The organism is Hyphomicrobium sp. 1Nfss2.1, from assembly GCF_965243865.1.
In the GTDB taxonomy this organism is placed as follows: Bacteria; Pseudomonadota; Alphaproteobacteria; order Rhizobiales; family Hyphomicrobiaceae; genus Hyphomicrobium_A.
In genome coordinates this window covers 3,170,995-3,188,296 of record NZ_OZ251603.1, presented here as the reverse complement: position 1 = coordinate 3,188,296, position 17,302 = coordinate 3,170,995, and the positions used below count along the sequence as shown (strand labels likewise).

The following is a 17,302-nucleotide window of genomic DNA, read 5'->3' as shown; positions in this document are numbered from 1 at the left end:
AGTGGGGACAAAGAGAAATTCTTATGGAAGCTCACGAGAGTAGCTGATCACCGATAGAAACCGGATCGGCAGCTTGACCAGTTCCTCGGGGCCATGCGGCGCGTCAGCATCGAAGAACAGGCTATCGCCAGGCTTCATCGGATAGAGCTTGTCGGCGTGGCGGTAAACGACCTCGCCTTCCAGCAGATAGATCAGCTCGTGCCCGCCGTGCTGGAAGAGCGGGAAGACGTCCGATTCCTCGGTGAGCGTGATCATGTACGGCTCGACGACCACACTGCCGGACAGGCCGCCGGTGTGTCCGAGGAGCTGATACTGGTGACCGGCACGAGTGCCGCGACGCTCGATGAGCAGACCCTGGCCGCTGGAAACGAAGACGGCATCGCGGCGCTCCTCGAAGCGGCGAAAAAGAGAAGTGACCGGAACGCCGAGCGCCTTCGACAGGCGTTGCAGCGTCGTCAGCGAAGCGCTGGTGACGCCGTTCTCGATCTTCGACAGCATGCCGAGGGAGAGGTCAGCGGCGCGGGCCAGGTCGGACGCGGTGATGCCGAGCTTGTTGCGGAATGCGCGGACCTCCCGACCGATCGCAACTTCGAGCATGTTGTCGCGCGCACCATGCAGCGCGTGCGGATCCTGATCATCCTCGCCTGGCGTGGACTTGCGCGTCGGGATCTGCCGCGACACGCGACCTGCCGCGGGCTTCGCGCTGACCTCGGGATTTGAGTCGTTATCGGCCACCACGGCGCCCAGAGGCTCGCTGAGGGCGTCGGAATTGCTTTCGGCGATGCGGGCCTTAACCGAAGGCGGACGGCGCGTTTTTGTCGATTTCATACGTCTTCAAACTTCTGCAAAACATCGAGGCCGGCGATGCGGCCGCCGAACTCGGCTGCGGCATCAAGGAGACAATCGCAGAAGTATAAGGCGGCTGCACTGTCCACTAGCAAGTGGAAAACGGTTCTACCCCCGATATCCGCCCGTGTGAGGATCGCGGGCATCTTGGCAATCGATGTCTGGACGACGGAAAGATCGGCGAACTTCTCGGGTCGCAGGTCGATGGCCTGGCCTAGCGTCGGCGAGCGCACAATCGACGTCACGCGCCCGGCGATGTCTCCGTCGCGGATCGCCAGGCGGCATTCTTTCGGCGTTGGATTGGCAGCATTCATCAGCGTGGCGTCAGCAAACTTGCGGGTCAGGCCTTTGGCCATCTGCATGTCCACCGCCCTTGGCCGCCCGCGCCGATGATTATGACGTCGCAGGTAGTCTTGAGCTCAGGCGTCCACTGGAAGTGCAGATCCTTCGGATGATCTCTCGCGAGCGCGTACCTGAACAAGGCGAGAGGCATCGATCGATCCGCACTCTGAGCGGCCTTGGAAATGCACTGCAAACATGGCCAATCACGTTCTTGCGATGCAAGCAATTTTCCGCCGATTCAACCGCCTATAAGGGCGCCACTCTGCACATTTTTTCGACTTGATATTCGAAATGCTCGACAAATCAGCACTCAAATGCCTTGACAACTTGCGGCAACCCGTCGCAGAATTTTCCTGATATAAAAAACGGTTGCCTCTAAGGCAACCATAACTCGGGTGGAAACAAGCCAAGGGGTGCTCATGGAAAAGAGCAATACAGACGCACGCGTACATCGAATGTTCGCGGGAGACCGGCGATGGGCAGTGTTGGCCGTCGCCGTGCTCTGGGCAACGTATGCCTTCGTATTCTGGAAGGTTGTACCTAACGCCGGTTCGCCGGAAGTGGTCTACGCACTCGCGTTCGCGGGTGGTGTGGTTCTGCTGTTCAACTCGGCATCCATCTTCGCGATGGTGAAGCACTATTCCGAGGACAAGGAGCACATCTACGGCCTCGACCTCCACTACCTCGACTTGCTTCGCGGCAAGAAAGGCTGAGGAGAAAAAAATGGCCAAGACGCCTTATCAACCGCCCCAACAGTCAAAGTTCGGGCAGTTTGTCGATTCGTTGTTTCTGCTGGTGCTCGTGCTCGCTGCCCTGTTCCTGCCGGTCTACTTCGGCCTCGCAGGCGGCGGCAAGACGACCCTCAATCTGCCTGACGCTACGTGGGCAGATCTCGGGCAGAACGCGACGATGGCGCAGCAGTGGGAGAAGCTCGGCTACACGCCGCAGACAGCCCACGAACTGATCGCCACCCGCTTCGACTATTCCTTCAGCTTGCCGGCACTGCTGATCACCGCATTCGTGGTGATTGCCTACTTCGTGCTCGTCTTCCGCTGGTCGGCGAAGGAATACAAGGACGTTATCGCTGAGCGGTTCGACCGCTGACGGAGTGCTCCAATGGAAAATCTGAACAACTTCCAGCTGCTGGAATACGCAGCCTGGGGCATCTCGGCCTTGCTCGGCCTCTGGATGCTCACCGACATGATCCGTACCAACCGCGCCCACTCGGAGGAGACGCTGCTTTCCTCGAAGGAAGGTGAAATCGAAGACAGCCTGGTCATCGACCCGCCGCACCAGGGAGGCCACCTGTGAGCCAATATACTGCAGTTCACGGCGAGAAGGTCTCGCTGCTCCGCGTCCTCGGCCCTGGTCACGTGTGGGCCCTCGGCGTCGGTATCGTGCTCGTCGGCGAGTACATGGGTTGGAACTTCGCTGTCGGCAAGGGTGGTGCACTCGCTGCTCTCATCGCCTGCTGGGCGGCGGGCATGCTCTACACCTGCGTCGCCATGATCGACTCGGAGGTGACTTCAACGGTCGCCGCCGCCGGTGGTCAGTACGCGCAGGCCAAGCATATCGTCGGGCCGCTGATGGCGTTCAACGTCGGCCTGTTCCTCGTCTTTGCCTACACAATGCTCGAAGCGGCCAACGCGATTACGCTCGGCTACCTCGTGCAAACCGTGGGAGGCATGGCAGGGTTCGCCGACACGCACGATAAGCCGTTTATCGTGCTCACCATCATGTTCCTGGCGTTCCTGAACTACCGCGGCGTCTACGCCACGCTGACGTTCAACCTCGTCATCACCGCCATCGCTTTCGTCGCGATCCTCATCCTGTTCGCGGCGGTAAGCCCTTGGACCGATGACGTGCTGAAGCCGCATGAGCTGCTCAACGGGCTGCCTTACGGTTGGCTGGGCGTGCTGGCGGCGATGCACTTCGGCATGTGGTACTACCTCGGCATCGAGGGAACAACGCAGGCCGCCGAAGAGGTTCGTTCACCTGCGCGCGCCCTGCCGCTCGGCACGATGACCGGCGTCATCACGCTGCTGATCGCGGCGACGATGACCTGGTACATCTGCGCCGGCCTGATGCCGTGGGAATACCTTGGTCAAGCAGTGACGCCGCTGTTCGACGCTGCCCGGTTGACCAGTTCGACACCGCTGATGGTGCTGCTGTTCATCGGTACCATCTTCTCGACGCTCGCGTCGGCGAACGGCTGCATCAACGATGCCTCTCGCGCCTGGTTCTCTATGGGTCGCGACCGGTATCTGCCGCAGGTGTTCGGCGCCGTGCATCCGAAGTACCGCACACCTTTCCGCTCGATCGTGTTCCTCGTTCCGGTGGCTCTGGTGTTCGCATACTTCGCGCCGCTCGATCAGGTCATCACCTTCTCGATCCTGTCGGGTCTGCTCGAGTACACGTTCATGGCCTTCAACGTATTGATGTTCCGGAAGATGTGGCCGCTCGGCACGATCAAGCGCGGCTATGTGCATCCGTTCCATCCGCTGCCGGCCCTCGTGCTGCTCGCGCTTTGCGCCACGACCTACTTCGCGGTGTTCCTCGGCTACGGCACGCAGCTCGTCGCGATGATGGTGTTCTACATCATCGCCTCGGTCTGGTTCGCCGGCCACCGCTACAAGTTCGTCAAGCGCGGTGCGCAGTTCACGATGCCCTGGCCGCGTCCGGTCGGGCACTGAGCTAACCCATAGCCTGTCGCGGGACCCTTCTCCCCGCGGCAGGCCCCGCGATCCCCGGACGACTACCCGGGGATCGCCCATCCCGAGAAACAACAACTCGAACGCGTCAGGTGCCCCCCTCATGTCCCTCACGCTTTTTGTGGCTGCCGCTGGCGCCGTGACCGTTTCCTACATCGCAGTCCGCGATCATCGCGCCGCAATGGCTGCACGTCGCGGTTTGCTCGATGAATGTGCCGTAGCGCTTGATCGCTCGGAGCTGACGCACGGGGCCGATGGCTTCCCGCAGCTTTCGGGCTCGCATCGCGGACGCGGCGTCAAAGTCGACCTCGTGCTCGACACACTGACTATGCGCCGTCTGCCGCAGCTCTGGCTGTCGACGACGCTGCTCGACCGCAATCCAGGGCTGCCGGGATTATCGATCCTGGTGCGCCATTGCGGCACCGAATTCTATTCGCTTTCCTCGCGGTTCGAGTATCGCCTCGATACTCCCGCCGAGTTTCCTGCGGAGGTTCTGATCCGCGGGGACGAAGAGGCCGAGCCGCTGCTCGCAGAGCTTGCTCCGGTGCTAAGCGGAATTCTCAAGGATCCGCGCGTGAAGGAGATCGCGATCACCGAGCGCGGCATGCGAATTGTGCGCCAGGGCGCTGAGGGAAAGCGCGGCGAGCATCTGCTGCTTCGCCAGTCGGTATTCGAGAAGGCGCAGATCGCGCACAACGACTTCGCCACGGTTCTAGACCAGTTGCAGAGCATGCGCGCGATTGCGGGCGCGATGGGTCGGGCGCGCGCGGCATGAAAGCAAAGCGTCCCATCAACCCGCACATCGTTCTTGCCCTCGCTATCCTCGCTCCCGGTGCCGGTCATGTCGCCGTCGGCGCGCAAATGCGCGGGCTGGGCTTTGCCTTCTTCTCGCTGCTGCTGGCGCTCCTATGCTGGCACACGACGACCCCGGAAACGTCCTTCATTGGCCGCTCCGCCCTCGGTTTATTCGTCTGGGCGCTGTCGATTCCGGATGCCTATCGCATTGCGCGCATTCGCTACGAAGTCTGGCGCCACGGGCAACAAGTTGCCTGATAGGAAAAATCTCTTCATACCAGTTGACTGCAGGAAAGTGCCTGCTAAGCTCTCTCTCAGCACTGAACATTGGGGACTAAAACAAGATGTGCGGCATTGTTGGCCTGTTCATAAAGGACGCCAAACTTGAGCCTCGCCTCGGCGAGCTCACTTCAACCATGCTTGCGACCATGTGCGAGCGCGGACCGGACTCTGCCGGCTTCGCCGTCTATGGAGCTCCGCAGCAAGGCAAGGCGAAAATCACTCTGCAGTCGCCGAATCCGGATGCGGAATTCGCCGGCCTCACCGCAGCCCTTTCGAAAGCCATAGGTGCCGAGGTCAGCCTCGAGCGCAAGGCGACGCATGCTGTTCTCAGCGTGCCAGCCGACAAGGCCCAGGCCGCGCGCGAAGCTCTGCGCACGGGGCATCCGAAGCTGCGCATCATGAGCACCGGAGAATCGATCGAGATCTTCAAGGAAGTTGGTTGGCCGACGGAGGTCGCGAGCCAGTTCGAGCTTGCCAAGATGCAGGGCTCGCACGCCATCGGTCACACGCGCATGGCGACGGAATCGGCCGTGACCACGATGGGCGCGCATCCGTTTTCCACGGGTCCCGACCAGTGCCTGGTGCACAACGGGTCTCTGTCGAACCATCCAAACGTGCGTCGCGAACTGATTCACGACGGCATGACGTTCGAGACGGAGAACGACACGGAAGTCGCAGCTGCGTACATTTCCTGGCGCATCAAGCAGGGAATGAACCTCGGCGAAGCACTGCAGAAGAGCCTCGATGATCTCGACGGTTTCTTCACGTTCGTCGTCGGCACCAAGAACGGATTTGCGGTCGTGCGCGATCCCATCGCGTGCAAGCCTGCCGTCATGGCCGAAACCGATCAGTACGTCGCCTTTGGCTCCGAATATCGTGCACTTGCCGGCCTGCCCGGCGTCGATGGTGCACGCATCTGGGAGCCTGAACCCGCAACCGTCTATTTCTGGGAGCGCTAAGAGCTGCCATGCGCACCATCGATCTTGCTTCTACTTCACTGCGTGAAATGAACGAGCTTCTGCACAAGCAGAACGCCGGCACCAACGAAACGCAGTGGGAAATCATCAATCCGAAGGGTCGGCATGCGGTTGCTGTCGGCGTGGATGCCCCGCTCAACATCGATATCAAGGGCAGCGTCGGCTACTACGTGGCCGGCATGAACAAGCAGGCAAACGTCACGGTTCACGGCTCTGCCGGACCTGGTGCTGCCGAGAACATGATGTCGGGTAAAGTCGTCGTTAAGGGCGACGTCAGCCAGTACGCGGGTGCCACAGGGCGCGGCGGTATTCTGGTTGTCGAGGGCAACGCGTCGTCGCGCTGCGGCATCTCGATGAAGGGCATCGACATCGTCGTCAAAGGCAACATCGGCCATATGTCGGCGTTCATGGCGCAGACCGGAAACCTCGTGGTGTTCGGCGATGCAGGCGATGCGCTCGGTGACTCGATCTACGAGGCACGCCTGTTCGTGCGCGGCTCGGTGAAGAGCCTCGGTGCGGACTGCATCGAGAAAGAGATGCGCGATGAGCACCTGGAGATCATCGACGGCATCCTGAAGCGCTCGGGTCTCAACGGCGTGAAGCCGAAGGACTTCCGTCGCTACGGCTCGGCCCGCAAGCTCTATAACTTCAACATCGATAACGCGGACGCTTACTGATGAGCTACCACAACCCTCCCACGACGCCGCGCAAGGCGGCCGCATTCGATGACTATGCGCTGTCGGAAATCCGCCGTGCGGCAACGACCGGCATCTATGACATCCGTGGCGGCGGCGCGAAGCGCAAGGTGCCCCACTTCGACGACCTGCTGTTCCTCGGCGCGTCGATGTCTCGCTATCCGCTGGAAGGCTATCGCGAGAAGTGCTCGACCAACGTCGTGATCGGCACGCGCTTCGCGAAGAAGCCGATCGAGCTGAAGATTCCGATCACCATCGCCGGCATGAGCTTCGGCTCGCTGTCGGCGAACGCGAAGGAAGCACTCGGCCGCGGCGCCACCATCGCCGGCACGTCGACGACGACGGGCGACGGCGGCATGACGCCTGAAGAGCGCGGCCAGTCGCAGACGCTGGTTTATCAGTATCTGCCGTCGCGCTACGGCATGAACCCGGACGATCTGCGTAAAGCGGACGCCATCGAGGTGGTGGTCGGCCAGGGCGCGAAGCCCGGCGGCGGCGGCATGCTGCTCGGCCAGAAGATCTCCGATCGCGTCGCCGAAATGCGCACGCTGCCGAAGGGCATCGACCAGCGCTCGGCCTGCCGTCACCCGGACTGGACCGGTCCCGACGATCTCGAGATCAAGATCCTCGAGCTGCGCGAGATCACCGACTGGGAGAAGCCCATCTACATCAAGGTCGGCGGCGCGCGTCCTTACTATGACGTTGCCCTGGCCGTGAAGGCCGGCGCTGACGCAGTGGTCGTCGACGGCATGCAGGGCGGCACCGCCGCCACGCAGGAAGTGTTCATCGAGCACGTCGGCCAGCCGACCCTCGCTTGCATCCGTCCTGCCGTGCAGGCGCTGCAGGACCTCGGCATGCATCGCAAGGTGCAGCTGATCGTGTCGGGCGGCATCCGCAACGGCGCGGACGTTGCCAAGGCGCTGGCGCTCGGCGCTGACGCTGTGTCAGTCGGCACGGCGGCTCTGATCGCCCTGGGCGATAACGATCCGGCGCTGGAATCTGAGTACAACAAGCTCCACACCACGGCCGGCGCATATGACGACTGGCACGAGGGCAGGGATCCGGCCGGTATCACGACGCAGGATCCAGAGCTGTCGCGGCGTCTCGACCCGGTTCTCGCCGGACGGCGCCTCGCCAACTACCTCAAAGTGATGACGCTCGAGGCACAGACCATTGCACGTGCCTGCGGCCACAATCACGTGCACAATCTGACCCCAGAAGATCTCTGCGCGCTCACGATCGAGGCCGCCGCCATGGCGCGGGTGCCTCTGGCGGGAACGGGCTGGATCCCCGGTCAGGGCAACTTCTAAAATTGGGCGGGCGGCTGTGAAATTCTTCGGAAGATTTAGCAGGCCGGCGGCAGCGAAGAGCGTCAACGTAACCGACACACTTGGGAAAACACCGATGGCCCACGATTCACACGAGGTGAAGATCGATCTCGCGCAAGTCGCGAAAGATCGTGGCATTCGCTATTTCATGATCTCGTTCACCGACCTGTTTGGTGGACAGCGAGCCAAACTCGTTCCCGCAGCAGCGATCGCAGAGATGCAGAAAGACGGAGCCGGCTTTGCCGGCTTCGCCACATGGCTGGACATGACACCGGCGCACCCGGACATGTTCGGCATGCCGGACCCAGCCGGCATGATCCAGCTTCCGTGGAAGAAGGAAGTTGCCTGGCTGCCGGCCGACTGCGTGATGGAGGACAAGCTCGTCGCTCAGGCGCCTCGCGTGGTCCTCAAGCACCTCGTTGCGAGGGCCGCGGCGCTCGGGCTGCGCGTGAAAACCGGCGTAGAGTGCGAATTCTTCCTGACGCTGCCGGACGGAACGGCGATCTCCGACCAAAAAGACACCGCAGCGAAGCCTTGTTACGACCAGCAAGCTTTGATGCGCCGTTACGATGTGATCGCCGAGATCTGCGATTACATGCAGGAACTGGGTTGGGGTGCCTACCAGAACGACCACGAGGACGCCAACGGCCAGTTCGAAATGAACTGGAGCTTCGACGATGCGCTGATCACCGCCGACCGCCACTCGTTCTTCAAGTACATGGCAAGGACTGTCGCCGAGAAGCACGGGCTGCGCGCGACCTTCATGCCGAAGCCGTTCCCAGGCCTTACCGGAAACGGTTGTCACGCGCACATCTCTGTCTGGGACACGAGCGGCACCTCCAACGCGTTCCTGGACTCCACTGACGAAATGGGCCTGTCGCAACAGGGCTACAAGTTCCTCGGCGGCATCATGAAGCACGCCGAAGCGCTGTCCGCGATCACCAATCCTACTGTCAACTCCTACAAGCGCATCAACGCGCCGCGCACGGTTTCCGGCGCGACGTGGGCACCCAACACCGTCACCTGGACCGGCAACAACCGCACGCACATGGTCCGCGTGCCGGGCAAAGGTCGCTTCGAGCTTCGCCTGCCAGACGGCGCGGCTAACCCGTACCTCCTCCAGGCTGTCATCATTGCAGCCGGCCTCGACGGTATCGAAAGCAATGCCCACCCGGGCCGTCGCTACGACATCGACATGTACCAGCTCGGACATACGGTGACCGACGCTCCGAAACTGCCGCTCAACCTTCTCGACGCCATCCGCAACTTCGACAAGGACGCCTCACTCAAGAGCGCTCTCGGCGAGGAGTTCTCCTCCGCCTACATCAAGCTGAAGACCGGCGAGTGGAACCAGTTCGCGTCGCACTTCACGGAGTGGGAGCGCCAAAACACACTCGACATCTAACCTAAGAGAACACTTTGAAGCGCGCGGTGCCTCGAACGCCGCGCGCTTTTTCTTGGGCAGGGCATTGAGCAGGAACAATGCACTTCGATGCGCTCGGACTGAGTGTGAAACTCAGGAGGATCCATGTCAGGTGCTGCTGAAGGTTCAGACGATCACACGAGCTCCGCGGTCGCCGCTGATGCCTCTGGCTCGGCGTTGCGCGGGCCCTCACTCTACGATCTTGTCGGCGGCGAAGAGGGTCTGCGCAATCTGGTCGAGACGTTCTACAACATCGTCGAGTTCGAACCCGAGGGCCAAGCGCTGCACGTCCTGCATCTGCGCGGACATGGGGTCGCCCATTCGCGCATCGAACAGCTAAACTTTCTGTCCGGCTTCCTCGGCGGCCCCAAGCTCTATACGCAAAAGTGGGGACATTCGAACGTGCGCGAGATGCACGAGCACGTCGAGATCAACGCAGAGGCGAAGGACGCTTGGCTCAGGTGCATGGTGATGGCCATTGATCGCGTGGGTCTGCCCGGCGACATTAAGGTCCGCCTGATGACGCCATTCACGCGCGTCGCAACGATGCTCGTCAACCGCTAGCGGCGGCGTGCAGCGGCCCGCGGGGAGAACCAAACTCTTTCGAGAATGCTGCGCAAAAAAAAGTGCGGGAAGGACGCCAGGGCCATTGGCGATCCGGCGCCCTTTCCGCAAGTGCGCGGCGCCAGAACGTTAGCGATACGTGTTGGCCGAGGGCCAGGGACTTTTTCCCGGTCGCGCCTTGCCAAAGTTTCCCGCAAGTCGAGCGCCGGTGTCGCGGGAAACCGGCGCACGTCAGCGCAGGCGTATCGGGCTACTTCATCTCCATAGAAACACGGATGAGGTCGGCCGTGCGCTCGACGCCCAGCTTGCTCTTGATGATCGAGCAAGTATTGGCGACCGTCTTGTAGGCAACGCCAATCGTCTGGGCGATCTCGGTGAGGCTGTTGCCCTCGCCAAGAAGGCGGAGGATTTCAATCTCACGCATGGTGAGCTGCTGCAGCGGATCTTCGGCGGAAAGCTGCGTGAAGGCCAGCTCTCCGGCGATCTCGCGCTCGACGTAGCGCCCACCCTCGGCCACCTTCTTGACGGCAGTGACCAGTTCGTCGGCCCCAGCGCTTTTGCTGACGTAGCCGCGCGCACCAAGGCGTAGAGCGCGGGCTGCGTAGATCGGCTCGGCGTGCATTGAGAACACGACGACGCGGACCTTCTCGTCCTCGCTCAGCAGGCGGCGCAAAAGCTCAAGGCCTCCGATGCCCGTCAGATTAAGGTCGAGCAGCACGAGCTCCGGCTTGATCTGGCGAAACATCTCCAGCGCCTCTTCGCCGGTCGATGCTTCGTGCAACTCGGCGCCGCTCATGCCCGACAGGAGGCGGCGGACACCTTCACGAACGACAATATGATCGTCCACCAGAAGTATCTTCATTGCAGCGTTGCCTCGTGTGTTTCAAAGGTGGAAGCGGCAGCGTGGGGGCCGCGCGCTGGAAGATGGGCGGAGACGACAACACCTTTGCCGTCGCGTCGATTGGTGACCTCTAGATTGCCGCCGAGCGTTGCTACGCGCTCGCGCATGCCGACGATGCCGAAGCCGCGAACACCGCCCGATTTTAGGCCGCAGCCGTCGTCGGCGACCTTGATATCGATCGAGTTGTCCGGATTTGCCTTGACGCTGATGTCGATGGTCGTCGGTGTCCCGTGGCGCACCGCGTTGCTTATGCTTTCCTGCACGACGCGGTAGATCGTTCCATCGATCACCTCGCCGAAACTTTCCTCCGGCACCTCGACGCGGAAGACAAGCTTGGGGCGATGCGCCCGCCAGAAGGCGAGCAAATTGTCGATGGCGTGGGCCAAGCCGACGTCGAGAAGCGTCGCGGAGCGTAGTCGGCCCAGAATATCGCGCACGTGTCGCTGCATGCGGCCAATGGCGTCGCGGATGATGCCCACGCGGTGCGGGATTTCCTCGTAATCGCCGGATTTGGCGAGCTGCTCGATCGCGACGGCGTCGACGTCGGCCGCGAACAGCAAAGGCCCGATCTCGTCGTGCAGGTCACGCGCTAGGTCGGCGCGCTCCTCGTCCTGCACGGATGTGAGCTGCTGCTGCAGGCGCTTATTATGGGCTTCGGAGGTGGCGAGGCGCTCGACCATCTGGTTGAAGCTCTGCGACAGGCGCACAAGCTCCAAGGGGCCCTGTTCGTTCAGGCGCTCGCGGTAATCACCATCGCCGACACGCGCAAAGGCGGTTGTCAGGTTGTGCAGCGGGCGCATGGTCGAGGCCAGCGTCCAATAAATGAAGGCCAGCACGAGGCCGCAGAAAATCGTCATCACGCTCAGCGTCAGCCATACGTCGCTCCAGACTTCGGCGACCTCGTTGCGCGGGTCGGTCTGCAAGACCACCGTGCCGAATTTGTCGAATACCTCGGGAAGATCTACCGCCACTTTTTTCGGAGGTGCGGCCAGCAGCGATACGAGCCACGCTGGCGCGGGGTTGTCGGCGATGGCAACTTCGGATGCGTGAACTTCCTTGCCGTCGGGACTTATGAGTGTCGCTCGCAGGTGGCGGTCGCCCTCGAAGTCGGCCACCAGAAGGGCGAGGCGCCGCGCGGGATCGGTTGCCTCCTCCCAATCGTCGACGGCGTTGCGCGCAATGCGGCTGCCAACGGCGATGGCCGCCTGCATCTCGGTCTCGATCTTGGCGACGGCGTGCCAATAGGTGAATGCGCCGCCGGCGATGAGGCTCAGCAGCAGAGTTGCAAAGACCGAAATAAGGAGCCGACTGCGCAGCGACAATTGCAAAATCCTCGGTGCATTAATTGGAACATTATAACACCCCGCCGTCCCCGCCTAGACCGGCTGAGCGGTCTCCGCCGTTAACTGCCGGTCCGGGGGCCGGCCGTTGCCTTAGCCAATGCGTGAGTGTTAGGGCGGGCTCCCGGGCAGAGAGGACAATATAAAAGTGACGCGAACTTCGAGTTGCAGCGTCGCCGTAATCGGCGGCGGCCCGGCAGGGCTGATGGCCGCCGAGACCCTGGCCCATTCCGGCGTCAGCGTCACGGTTTACGACCGTATGCCCTCGCTCGCCCGCAAATTCCTGCTGGCTGGCCGGGGGGGATTAAACCTGACCCACAGCGAAGGCCTTGAGCAATTTCTTGCTCGCTACGGCGACGCGCGGGAACGGCTGCGACCGGCCATCGAGGCATTCCCGCCCAGCGCGGTGCGGGAGTGGTGCGAGGGGCTCGGGGAAGCAACCTTCGTTGGATCGAGCGGGCGCGTATTTCCGGTGGCAATGAAGGCGTCGCCGCTTTTGCGGGCATGGCTTTCCCGGCTGATCGCGGCCGGCGTCACTATTCGTAACCGGTGGCGGTGGACCGGATGGGATGGCGAAGGTCGCCTCACGTTCGAGACGCCGGCCGGGGAAAGGCTCATTGAGGCCGATGCGACGCTGCTGGCGCTCGGCGGGGCGAGCTGGCCGCGGCTCGGGTCGACAGGCGATTGGGTGCCCGTGCTGGACGGCGCGGGCGTCGCGGTTGCCCCGCTGGCGGCAGCGAACTGCGGATTCGACATCGCCTGGTCGGATCACTTCCGCAGCCGCTTCGAGGGGCAGCCACTGAAGCGCATCGCGGCATCGTTCGAGGGGGCGAGTGTGCGCGGGGAGGCTTTGATCACCGCCGAGGGCATCGAGGGCGGTTCCGTCTACGCACTTTCGGCCCGGTTGCGCGATGCCATCGCGCGGGACGGGACAGCGGTGCTCGTCCTCGATCTGCGGCCCGATATCACGGTCGAAGCGCTGGCAGGGCGCCTCGGCAAGGCACGAGCTAAGCAATCGCTGGCGACGTTCCTACGCAAGGCGGCGGGCATGTCAGCCGTCGAGATCGGATTGCTGCACGAGACGGCCGCACAACGATTGACCGAGATGCCCCCTGAGGAGATCGCGCGGCTGATCAAAGCAGTGCCGTTGCGGCTGACAGCGGCTGCGCCCATCGCGCGGGCGATTTCGACCGCGGGCGGCGTCAAATGGAATGACGTCGATGATCGGCTGATGCTGCACCGGCGTCGAGGTGTGTTCGTTGCCGGCGAAATGCTGGACTGGGAGGCGCCCACGGGGGGCTACCTGCTTCAGGCGTGCCTTGCGACCGGTGCGCAGGCCGGGCGCGGGATAGTGGAGTGGCTGGGCACGATTTCCCCCTCTCCCCATCGCCCTTAATGGGGAGAGGGTTAGGGTGAGGGGCAGAATGATGTGCAGCGCTAGCGGCGGCCCCTCACCCTAACCCTCTCCCCGCAGGCGGGGCGAGGGAAGCTTTAGGAGCTTTCGATCTCCTCGCGGAGGATTTCGAGCTCGAGCCATCTTTCTTCCGCCGAGGCGAGTTCGGCTTCGACGGTGGCGAGACGCGTGGACTTATCGGAAAAGGCCTTCGCATCGCGCGCATAGAGCTGCGGGTCGGCGAGCGCGTGGCCAAGCTTCTTTGCTTCTTCCTGCAGCGCGGCCATCTGCTTGGGAAGTGTCTCCAGCGCGTGCTTGTCCTTGAAGCTCAGACGCCGTTTTGACGCTGGTGGCGCCGCCGGGGTAGCGGCATCGTCTTTTGCTTTCGCGGCCGGCTTGGCTTTGGTTGTGCGATGCCCGGCGAGGTCGGAGCCGCGCTGCATCAGCATGTCGGAATAGCCGCCCGGGTATTCTCCCCAACGGCCACCGCCTTCAGGCACGATGACGGAGTGCACGATGCGATCGAGGAAGTCGCGGTCGTGGCTGATAAGGAGGACCGTACCGGCGTATTCGTTCAGCATTTCCTCGAGCACGTCGAGGGTTTCGAGGTCGAGATCGTTGGTCGGCTCGTCGAGCACCAGAAGGTTCGAGGGCTTGGCAAGGGCGCGTGCGAGCATGAGGCGGCCGCGCTCGCCGCCCGACAGCACGCGCAGGGGCGTACGCGCCTGCTCGGGCTGGAAAAGAAAGTCCTTCATGTAGCTGACGACGTGCTTATGGCCCGTTCCCACGGCGACGTGATCGCCGCGGCCACCGGTCATGGCCTGGGCCAGCGTCCAGTTGGGATCGAGGCTGTCGCGATCCTGCTCAAGCGTCGCCATCTCGATGTTGGCGCCGAGGCGTACCTCGCCGCTGTCGGGCTGAAGCGCGCCGATGAGCATGCTGACCAGCGTGGTCTTGCCCGAACCGTTGGGGCCCACGATGCCGACGCGGTCGCCCCGCATGATGCGGGCGGAGAAATCGTCGACGATCTTGCGCTCGCCGTAGCTCTTGGAGATGCCCTTGGCCTCGATGACGAGGGCGCCGGACTTCTCGGCCTGCGCCGCCTCGATCACCGCCTTTCCGGCAGCCTTGCGATGCTCGCGCCGTTGCTGGCGCAGTCCTGCCAGCTCGGCCATGCGCCGCACATTGCGCTTGCGGCGCGCGGTGACGCCATAACGAACCCAGTGCTCCTCGCGCACGATCTTGCGGTCGAGCTTGTGCTGCTGGACCTCTTCCTCGGCCAGCTGCTGGTCGCGCCAGGCTTCGAACTCTCTAAACCCGATCTCGACGCGGCGGGCATGGCCGCGGTCGAGCCATACGGTGATGCGCGAGAGCGTTTCGAGGAAGCGGCGGTCGTGGCTGATGAGGACCAGCGCGCCGCGCTGGCTGGCGAGCGCCGATTCCAGCCACTCGATGGTGGGCATGTCGAGGTGGTTGGTGGGCTCGTCGAGCAGAAGAATATCGGGCTGTGGTGCGAGCACACGGGCGAGGGCAGCGCGGCGGGCCTCGCCACCTGACAGGTGGGCTGGATCTTCGTCGCCGGTGAGCCCGAGCTGCTCGAGGAGATAGCGCGCCTGGTGCGTGTCATCGCTCGCGCCGAGGCCCGCCTCGGCATAGGACAGCGTCGTGTCGTGGCCTGTGAAGTCTGGCTCTTGCGGCAGGTAGCGCACGGAGGCCCCCGGCTGCACGAAGCGCTTGCCGCCATCGGGCGTGATGAGGCCGGCGGCGATCTTCAGCAGGGTCGATTTGCCGGAGCCGTTACGGCCGACGAGGCAGACGCGCTCGCCAGCGGAGACCGAGAGCTCGACGCCATCGAGCAGCGGGTGACCGCCGAAGGTCAGCGCAATGTCGCTGAGTTGCAGAAGTGGAGGGGCCATGTTGGGTCCGAAATGATCAGCCGGCTTCGCCGATGATGTAACGGACGATGGCGTCCGGCTTCACGCCCTTCTCGCTGCGCGACCAGCCGCGCACGGAGATGCCGGCTTCATGCACGGTCTCGGGATCGCCGGAGACGAGCGGGTGCCACCATTCGAGGCTGCGGCCTTCATGAAGCGTGCGATAGGCGCACGTGGCGGGAAGCCAGGGCATCTTCTCGATATCGCCAGGGGTGAGGCTGAGGCAGTCGTGCACTTTCTTCTTGCGGTTGGGATAGTCGCGGCAACGGCAGGAATTGGTGTCGAGCAGCTTGCAGCCGAGGCGGGTGAGGTAAACGTCGCCGGTATCCTCGTCCTCGACCTTCAGGAGGCAACACCGGCCGCAGCCGTCGCAGAGGGATTCCCACTCTGCGTGCGACATGGCGTGGAGGGACTTGGTCTCCCAGAACGGACGGTATCCGGGGGCGTCCTGCTGTTTCCTGGCTTGGCTGGTGGTGCTTTTGCTCATGGGGGCGCCTTGTAACACATCCCCCCGTGGCGTCACCTTATCGTTGAATTACTGACGCGCGTTAAGACGGCGCACGAACCCGGTGCGATGCAGGAGCAGGTAGGTCAGCACGGCGCCGCAGGCCGACGCGATCGCCATGATCGCGGCATTGATCATCACAGGGGGAAGGGTCTCGGGCGATCCCTGGAGGCTGAACCAACCGCTTATCGCGAGGACGGCGGGATAGATGAGCGAAGCGGCGAGGCAGGACCACCACGTGAGGCGGCCGCCCCAGGAGACGTAGGCGGCGAGGGCAAGTCCGGCGAGGATGGCCGAGTAGAGGCCGACGACGTACGCCAGCGGCACCGCGATAGAGATGGACCTGAAAAGGTTCTGGCTGAATTCGGGCACCGACACCGGAAAGTCGGTCGCGATCCAGGGCACAATCTGCATCAGAGCGATGAGCGCGGCACCGCCGAGCGGGGGGCCGAGCACGACGGCCGCGATCACGACCTTTGCCGCTTCGCCGATCGATCTGCGCGCCATGTATCCCTCCGGGTGACCAAGGCGCGCAGGCATAGCACGGTGCGGTAAAACTTGTACTGCGCGGGCGGCGGGGCCATCTGGTCCCATCGGAGCGGGCTTGAGAGCGATCCCGCGTCATGGAGACGAACAGGAATGCGCGCGATTGCCTGCATTGTATTGGCCTTGCTGCTGGCCGTGCCCGCCGCCGCCGAGGATCCCGACCTCATCATGAAGAAGACGACGGTGTGGAAGCTGCTGTCGCCCGATCACAAGCTCGGCACCTACGCGATCGATGATCCCGACGTCGAAGGTGTCACCTGCTATTTCACTGTGCCGGAGAAAGGCGGCTGGAAAGGCTGGCTCGGTCTCGCGGAGGAGCTTTCCAACGCGTCGCTCGCGTGCCGGCAGGTGGCGCCGATCAAGTTCAAGCGCAAGCTCGAGCAGGGCGATGAGGCATTCAGCCAGCGCCGCTCGCTGATCTTCAAGAAGATGCAGATCGTGCGCGGATGCGATGCCAAGCGCAACGTGCTCGTCTACATGATCTACACCGATAAGATGATCGAGGGCAGCCCGGAGAACTCAACCTCCGCGGTGCCGATCAGTCCGTGGGGCGAAGCCGCTCCGCCGGCGAAGTGTGCCGACTGGGTTTCAAACTAGCGGGGCGTGAGCGGCTAGGAAAAGTCCGCCACTTGCTGCATAGAGCGACCGGAACCAGAAGCGATTGCGGGGCAGAGGGTGGCGGGCAACGTGCAAGGGCGGCAGGGCAAATCCCGATGCACG

General features: G+C 63.1%; 20 protein-coding genes. 13 read left to right on the top strand and 7 right to left on the bottom strand.

The genetic code is table 11. The annotated features are described in order from the left end of the window. Window positions 1–21: 21 nt before the first annotated feature. Both ACP15D_RS15475 and ACP15D_RS15470 read right to left on the bottom strand, forming a co-directional pair. Window positions 22–783, bottom strand: a complete 762-nt coding sequence (locus ACP15D_RS15475; RefSeq protein ID WP_424959250.1) for a helix-turn-helix domain-containing protein — start codon at window positions 781–783, stop codon at window positions 22–24. A 41-nt stretch (window positions 784–824) separates the two neighbouring features. After that, window positions 825–1,202, bottom strand: coding sequence for a hypothetical protein (locus ACP15D_RS15470; RefSeq protein ID WP_424958328.1), 378 nt, complete (start codon window positions 1,200–1,202; stop codon window positions 825–827). Between the two features lie 405 nt (window positions 1,203–1,607). Between ACP15D_RS15470 and ACP15D_RS15465 the strand changes: the two genes are divergently transcribed. The 11 genes from ACP15D_RS15465 to ACP15D_RS15415 all read left to right on the top strand — a co-directional run bounded on the left by ACP15D_RS15465 (window position 1,608) and on the right by ACP15D_RS15415 (window position 9,963). Continuing rightward, window positions 1,608–1,901 (top strand): hypothetical protein, encoded by a 294-nt coding sequence (locus ACP15D_RS15465; RefSeq protein ID WP_424958327.1) that lies wholly within the window; start codon window positions 1,608–1,610, stop codon window positions 1,899–1,901. A gap of 10 nt (window positions 1,902–1,911) precedes the next feature. Further along, window positions 1,912–2,292, top strand: a complete 381-nt coding sequence (locus ACP15D_RS15460; protein WP_424958326.1) for a hypothetical protein — start codon at window positions 1,912–1,914, stop codon at window positions 2,290–2,292. A 12-nt stretch (window positions 2,293–2,304) separates the two neighbouring features. Further along, window positions 2,305–2,499 (top strand): hypothetical protein, encoded by a 195-nt coding sequence (locus ACP15D_RS15455; RefSeq protein ID WP_072375846.1) that lies wholly within the window; start codon window positions 2,305–2,307, stop codon window positions 2,497–2,499. Then, a complete protein-coding gene (locus ACP15D_RS15450) occupies window positions 2,496–3,881 on the top strand; it encodes an APC family permease (protein WP_424958325.1) in 1,386 nt (461 codons plus the stop codon). Before ACP15D_RS15455 ends, ACP15D_RS15450 begins: the two co-directional genes overlap by 4 nt. Window positions 3,882–4,002: 121 nt before the next feature. Further along, window positions 4,003–4,674, top strand: a complete 672-nt coding sequence (locus ACP15D_RS15445) for a hypothetical protein (protein WP_424958324.1) — start codon at window positions 4,003–4,005, stop codon at window positions 4,672–4,674. Then, window positions 4,671–4,952, top strand: coding sequence for a hypothetical protein (locus ACP15D_RS15440; RefSeq protein WP_424958323.1), 282 nt, complete (start codon window positions 4,671–4,673; stop codon window positions 4,950–4,952). Before ACP15D_RS15445 ends, ACP15D_RS15440 begins: the two co-directional genes overlap by 4 nt. A gap of 86 nt (window positions 4,953–5,038) precedes the next feature. Continuing rightward, window positions 5,039–5,935 carry a class II glutamine amidotransferase gene (locus ACP15D_RS15435; RefSeq protein ID WP_424958322.1) on the top strand — a complete coding sequence of 299 codons (897 nt, stop codon included), beginning with the start codon at window positions 5,039–5,041 and terminating at the stop codon, window positions 5,933–5,935. Between the two features lie 8 nt (window positions 5,936–5,943). After that, window positions 5,944–6,630 (top strand): protein GlxC, encoded by a 687-nt coding sequence (locus tag ACP15D_RS15430; protein ID WP_424958321.1) that lies wholly within the window; start codon window positions 5,944–5,946, stop codon window positions 6,628–6,630. Further along, a complete protein-coding gene (locus ACP15D_RS15425; protein ID WP_072375834.1) occupies window positions 6,630–7,958 on the top strand; it encodes an FMN-binding glutamate synthase family protein in 1,329 nt (442 codons plus the stop codon). Before ACP15D_RS15430 ends, ACP15D_RS15425 begins: the two co-directional genes overlap by 1 nt. Before the next feature lie 94 nt (window positions 7,959–8,052). Beyond that, on the top strand, window positions 8,053–9,381 hold the full coding sequence (gene glnT, locus ACP15D_RS15420) for a type III glutamate--ammonia ligase (RefSeq protein WP_424958320.1): 1,329 nt from the start codon (window positions 8,053–8,055) through the stop codon (window positions 9,379–9,381). A gap of 123 nt (window positions 9,382–9,504) precedes the next feature. Then, the gene (locus tag ACP15D_RS15415; protein ID WP_424958319.1) at window positions 9,505–9,963 is read left to right on the top strand and encodes a group II truncated hemoglobin; all 459 of its coding nucleotides are present in this window, start codon (window positions 9,505–9,507) and stop codon (window positions 9,961–9,963) included. Window positions 9,964–10,213: 250 nt separating this feature from the next. Here the strand turns inward: ACP15D_RS15415 and ACP15D_RS15410 are convergent, their stop codons facing one another. Both ACP15D_RS15410 and ACP15D_RS15405 read right to left on the bottom strand, forming a co-directional pair. Next, window positions 10,214–10,825 carry a response regulator gene (locus ACP15D_RS15410; protein WP_072375828.1) on the bottom strand — a complete coding sequence of 204 codons (612 nt, stop codon included), beginning with the start codon at window positions 10,823–10,825 and terminating at the stop codon, window positions 10,214–10,216. Then, window positions 10,822–12,186, bottom strand: coding sequence for a HAMP domain-containing protein (locus ACP15D_RS15405; protein ID WP_424958318.1), 1,365 nt, complete (start codon window positions 12,184–12,186; stop codon window positions 10,822–10,824). Before ACP15D_RS15405 ends, ACP15D_RS15410 begins: the two co-directional genes overlap by 4 nt. Window positions 12,187–12,352: 166 nt before the next feature. Here ACP15D_RS15405 and ACP15D_RS15400 point away from each other — a divergent pair, with 166 nt between their 5' ends. Next, window positions 12,353–13,600 (top strand): TIGR03862 family flavoprotein, encoded by a 1,248-nt coding sequence (locus ACP15D_RS15400; protein WP_424958317.1) that lies wholly within the window; start codon window positions 12,353–12,355, stop codon window positions 13,598–13,600. 95 nt (window positions 13,601–13,695) lie between these two features. Here the strand turns inward: ACP15D_RS15400 and ACP15D_RS15395 are convergent, their stop codons facing one another. Genes ACP15D_RS15395 through ACP15D_RS15385 form a run of 3 tightly spaced genes read right to left on the bottom strand, consistent with a single transcriptional unit; the run spans window position 13,696 to window position 16,543 of the window. Next, on the bottom strand, window positions 13,696–15,513 hold the full coding sequence (locus tag ACP15D_RS15395; protein ID WP_424958316.1) for an ABC-F family ATP-binding cassette domain-containing protein: 1,818 nt from the start codon (window positions 15,511–15,513) through the stop codon (window positions 13,696–13,698). 16 nt (window positions 15,514–15,529) lie between these two features. Further along, window positions 15,530–16,018 carry a YcgN family cysteine cluster protein gene (locus ACP15D_RS15390; RefSeq protein WP_424958315.1) on the bottom strand — a complete coding sequence of 163 codons (489 nt, stop codon included), beginning with the start codon at window positions 16,016–16,018 and terminating at the stop codon, window positions 15,530–15,532. A 48-nt stretch (window positions 16,019–16,066) separates the two neighbouring features. Continuing rightward, window positions 16,067–16,543: a hypothetical protein gene (locus tag ACP15D_RS15385; protein ID WP_424958314.1), complete on the bottom strand. Its 477-nt coding sequence runs from the start codon at window positions 16,541–16,543 to the stop codon at window positions 16,067–16,069. Window positions 16,544–16,675: 132 nt separating this feature from the next. On the opposite strand from ACP15D_RS15385, the gene ACP15D_RS15380 reads away from it, so the two are divergent. Continuing rightward, window positions 16,676–17,179 carry a CreA family protein gene (locus tag ACP15D_RS15380; protein ID WP_424958313.1) on the top strand — a complete coding sequence of 168 codons (504 nt, stop codon included), beginning with the start codon at window positions 16,676–16,678 and terminating at the stop codon, window positions 17,177–17,179. The last annotated feature ends 123 nt before the right edge of the window (window positions 17,180–17,302 follow it).

Excerpts from the sequence above, each read along its gene's own strand:
- ACP15D_RS15380 (WP_424958313.1), top strand. The coding sequence starts at position 16,676 with ATGCGCGCGATTGCCTGCATTGTATTGGCCTTGCTGCTGGCCGTGCCC.
- ACP15D_RS15390 (WP_424958315.1), bottom strand. The coding sequence starts at position 16,018 with ATGAGCAAAAGCACCACCAGCCAAGCCAGGAAACAGCAGGACGCCCCC.
- ACP15D_RS15470 (WP_424958328.1), bottom strand. The coding sequence starts at position 1,202 with ATGGCCAAAGGCCTGACCCGCAAGTTTGCTGACGCCACGCTGATGAAT.
- ACP15D_RS15425 (WP_072375834.1), top strand. The coding sequence starts at position 6,630 with ATGAGCTACCACAACCCTCCCACGACGCCGCGCAAGGCGGCCGCATTC.
- ACP15D_RS15385 (WP_424958314.1), bottom strand. The coding sequence starts at position 16,543 with ATGGCGCGCAGATCGATCGGCGAAGCGGCAAAGGTCGTGATCGCGGCC.
- ACP15D_RS15445 (WP_424958324.1), top strand. The coding sequence starts at position 4,003 with ATGTCCCTCACGCTTTTTGTGGCTGCCGCTGGCGCCGTGACCGTTTCC.
- ACP15D_RS15395 (WP_424958316.1), bottom strand. The coding sequence starts at position 15,513 with ATGGCCCCTCCACTTCTGCAACTCAGCGACATTGCGCTGACCTTCGGC.
- ACP15D_RS15415 (WP_424958319.1), top strand. The coding sequence starts at position 9,505 with ATGTCAGGTGCTGCTGAAGGTTCAGACGATCACACGAGCTCCGCGGTC.
- ACP15D_RS15440 (WP_424958323.1), top strand. The coding sequence starts at position 4,671 with ATGAAAGCAAAGCGTCCCATCAACCCGCACATCGTTCTTGCCCTCGCT.
- ACP15D_RS15465 (WP_424958327.1), top strand. The coding sequence starts at position 1,608 with ATGGAAAAGAGCAATACAGACGCACGCGTACATCGAATGTTCGCGGGA.
- ACP15D_RS15455 (WP_072375846.1), top strand. The coding sequence starts at position 2,305 with ATGGAAAATCTGAACAACTTCCAGCTGCTGGAATACGCAGCCTGGGGC.
- glnT (WP_424958320.1), top strand. The coding sequence starts at position 8,053 with ATGGCCCACGATTCACACGAGGTGAAGATCGATCTCGCGCAAGTCGCG.
- ACP15D_RS15435 (WP_424958322.1), top strand. The coding sequence starts at position 5,039 with ATGTGCGGCATTGTTGGCCTGTTCATAAAGGACGCCAAACTTGAGCCT.
- ACP15D_RS15460 (WP_424958326.1), top strand. The coding sequence starts at position 1,912 with ATGGCCAAGACGCCTTATCAACCGCCCCAACAGTCAAAGTTCGGGCAG.
- ACP15D_RS15410 (WP_072375828.1), bottom strand. The coding sequence starts at position 10,825 with ATGAAGATACTTCTGGTGGACGATCATATTGTCGTTCGTGAAGGTGTC.
- ACP15D_RS15430 (WP_424958321.1), top strand. The coding sequence starts at position 5,944 with ATGCGCACCATCGATCTTGCTTCTACTTCACTGCGTGAAATGAACGAG.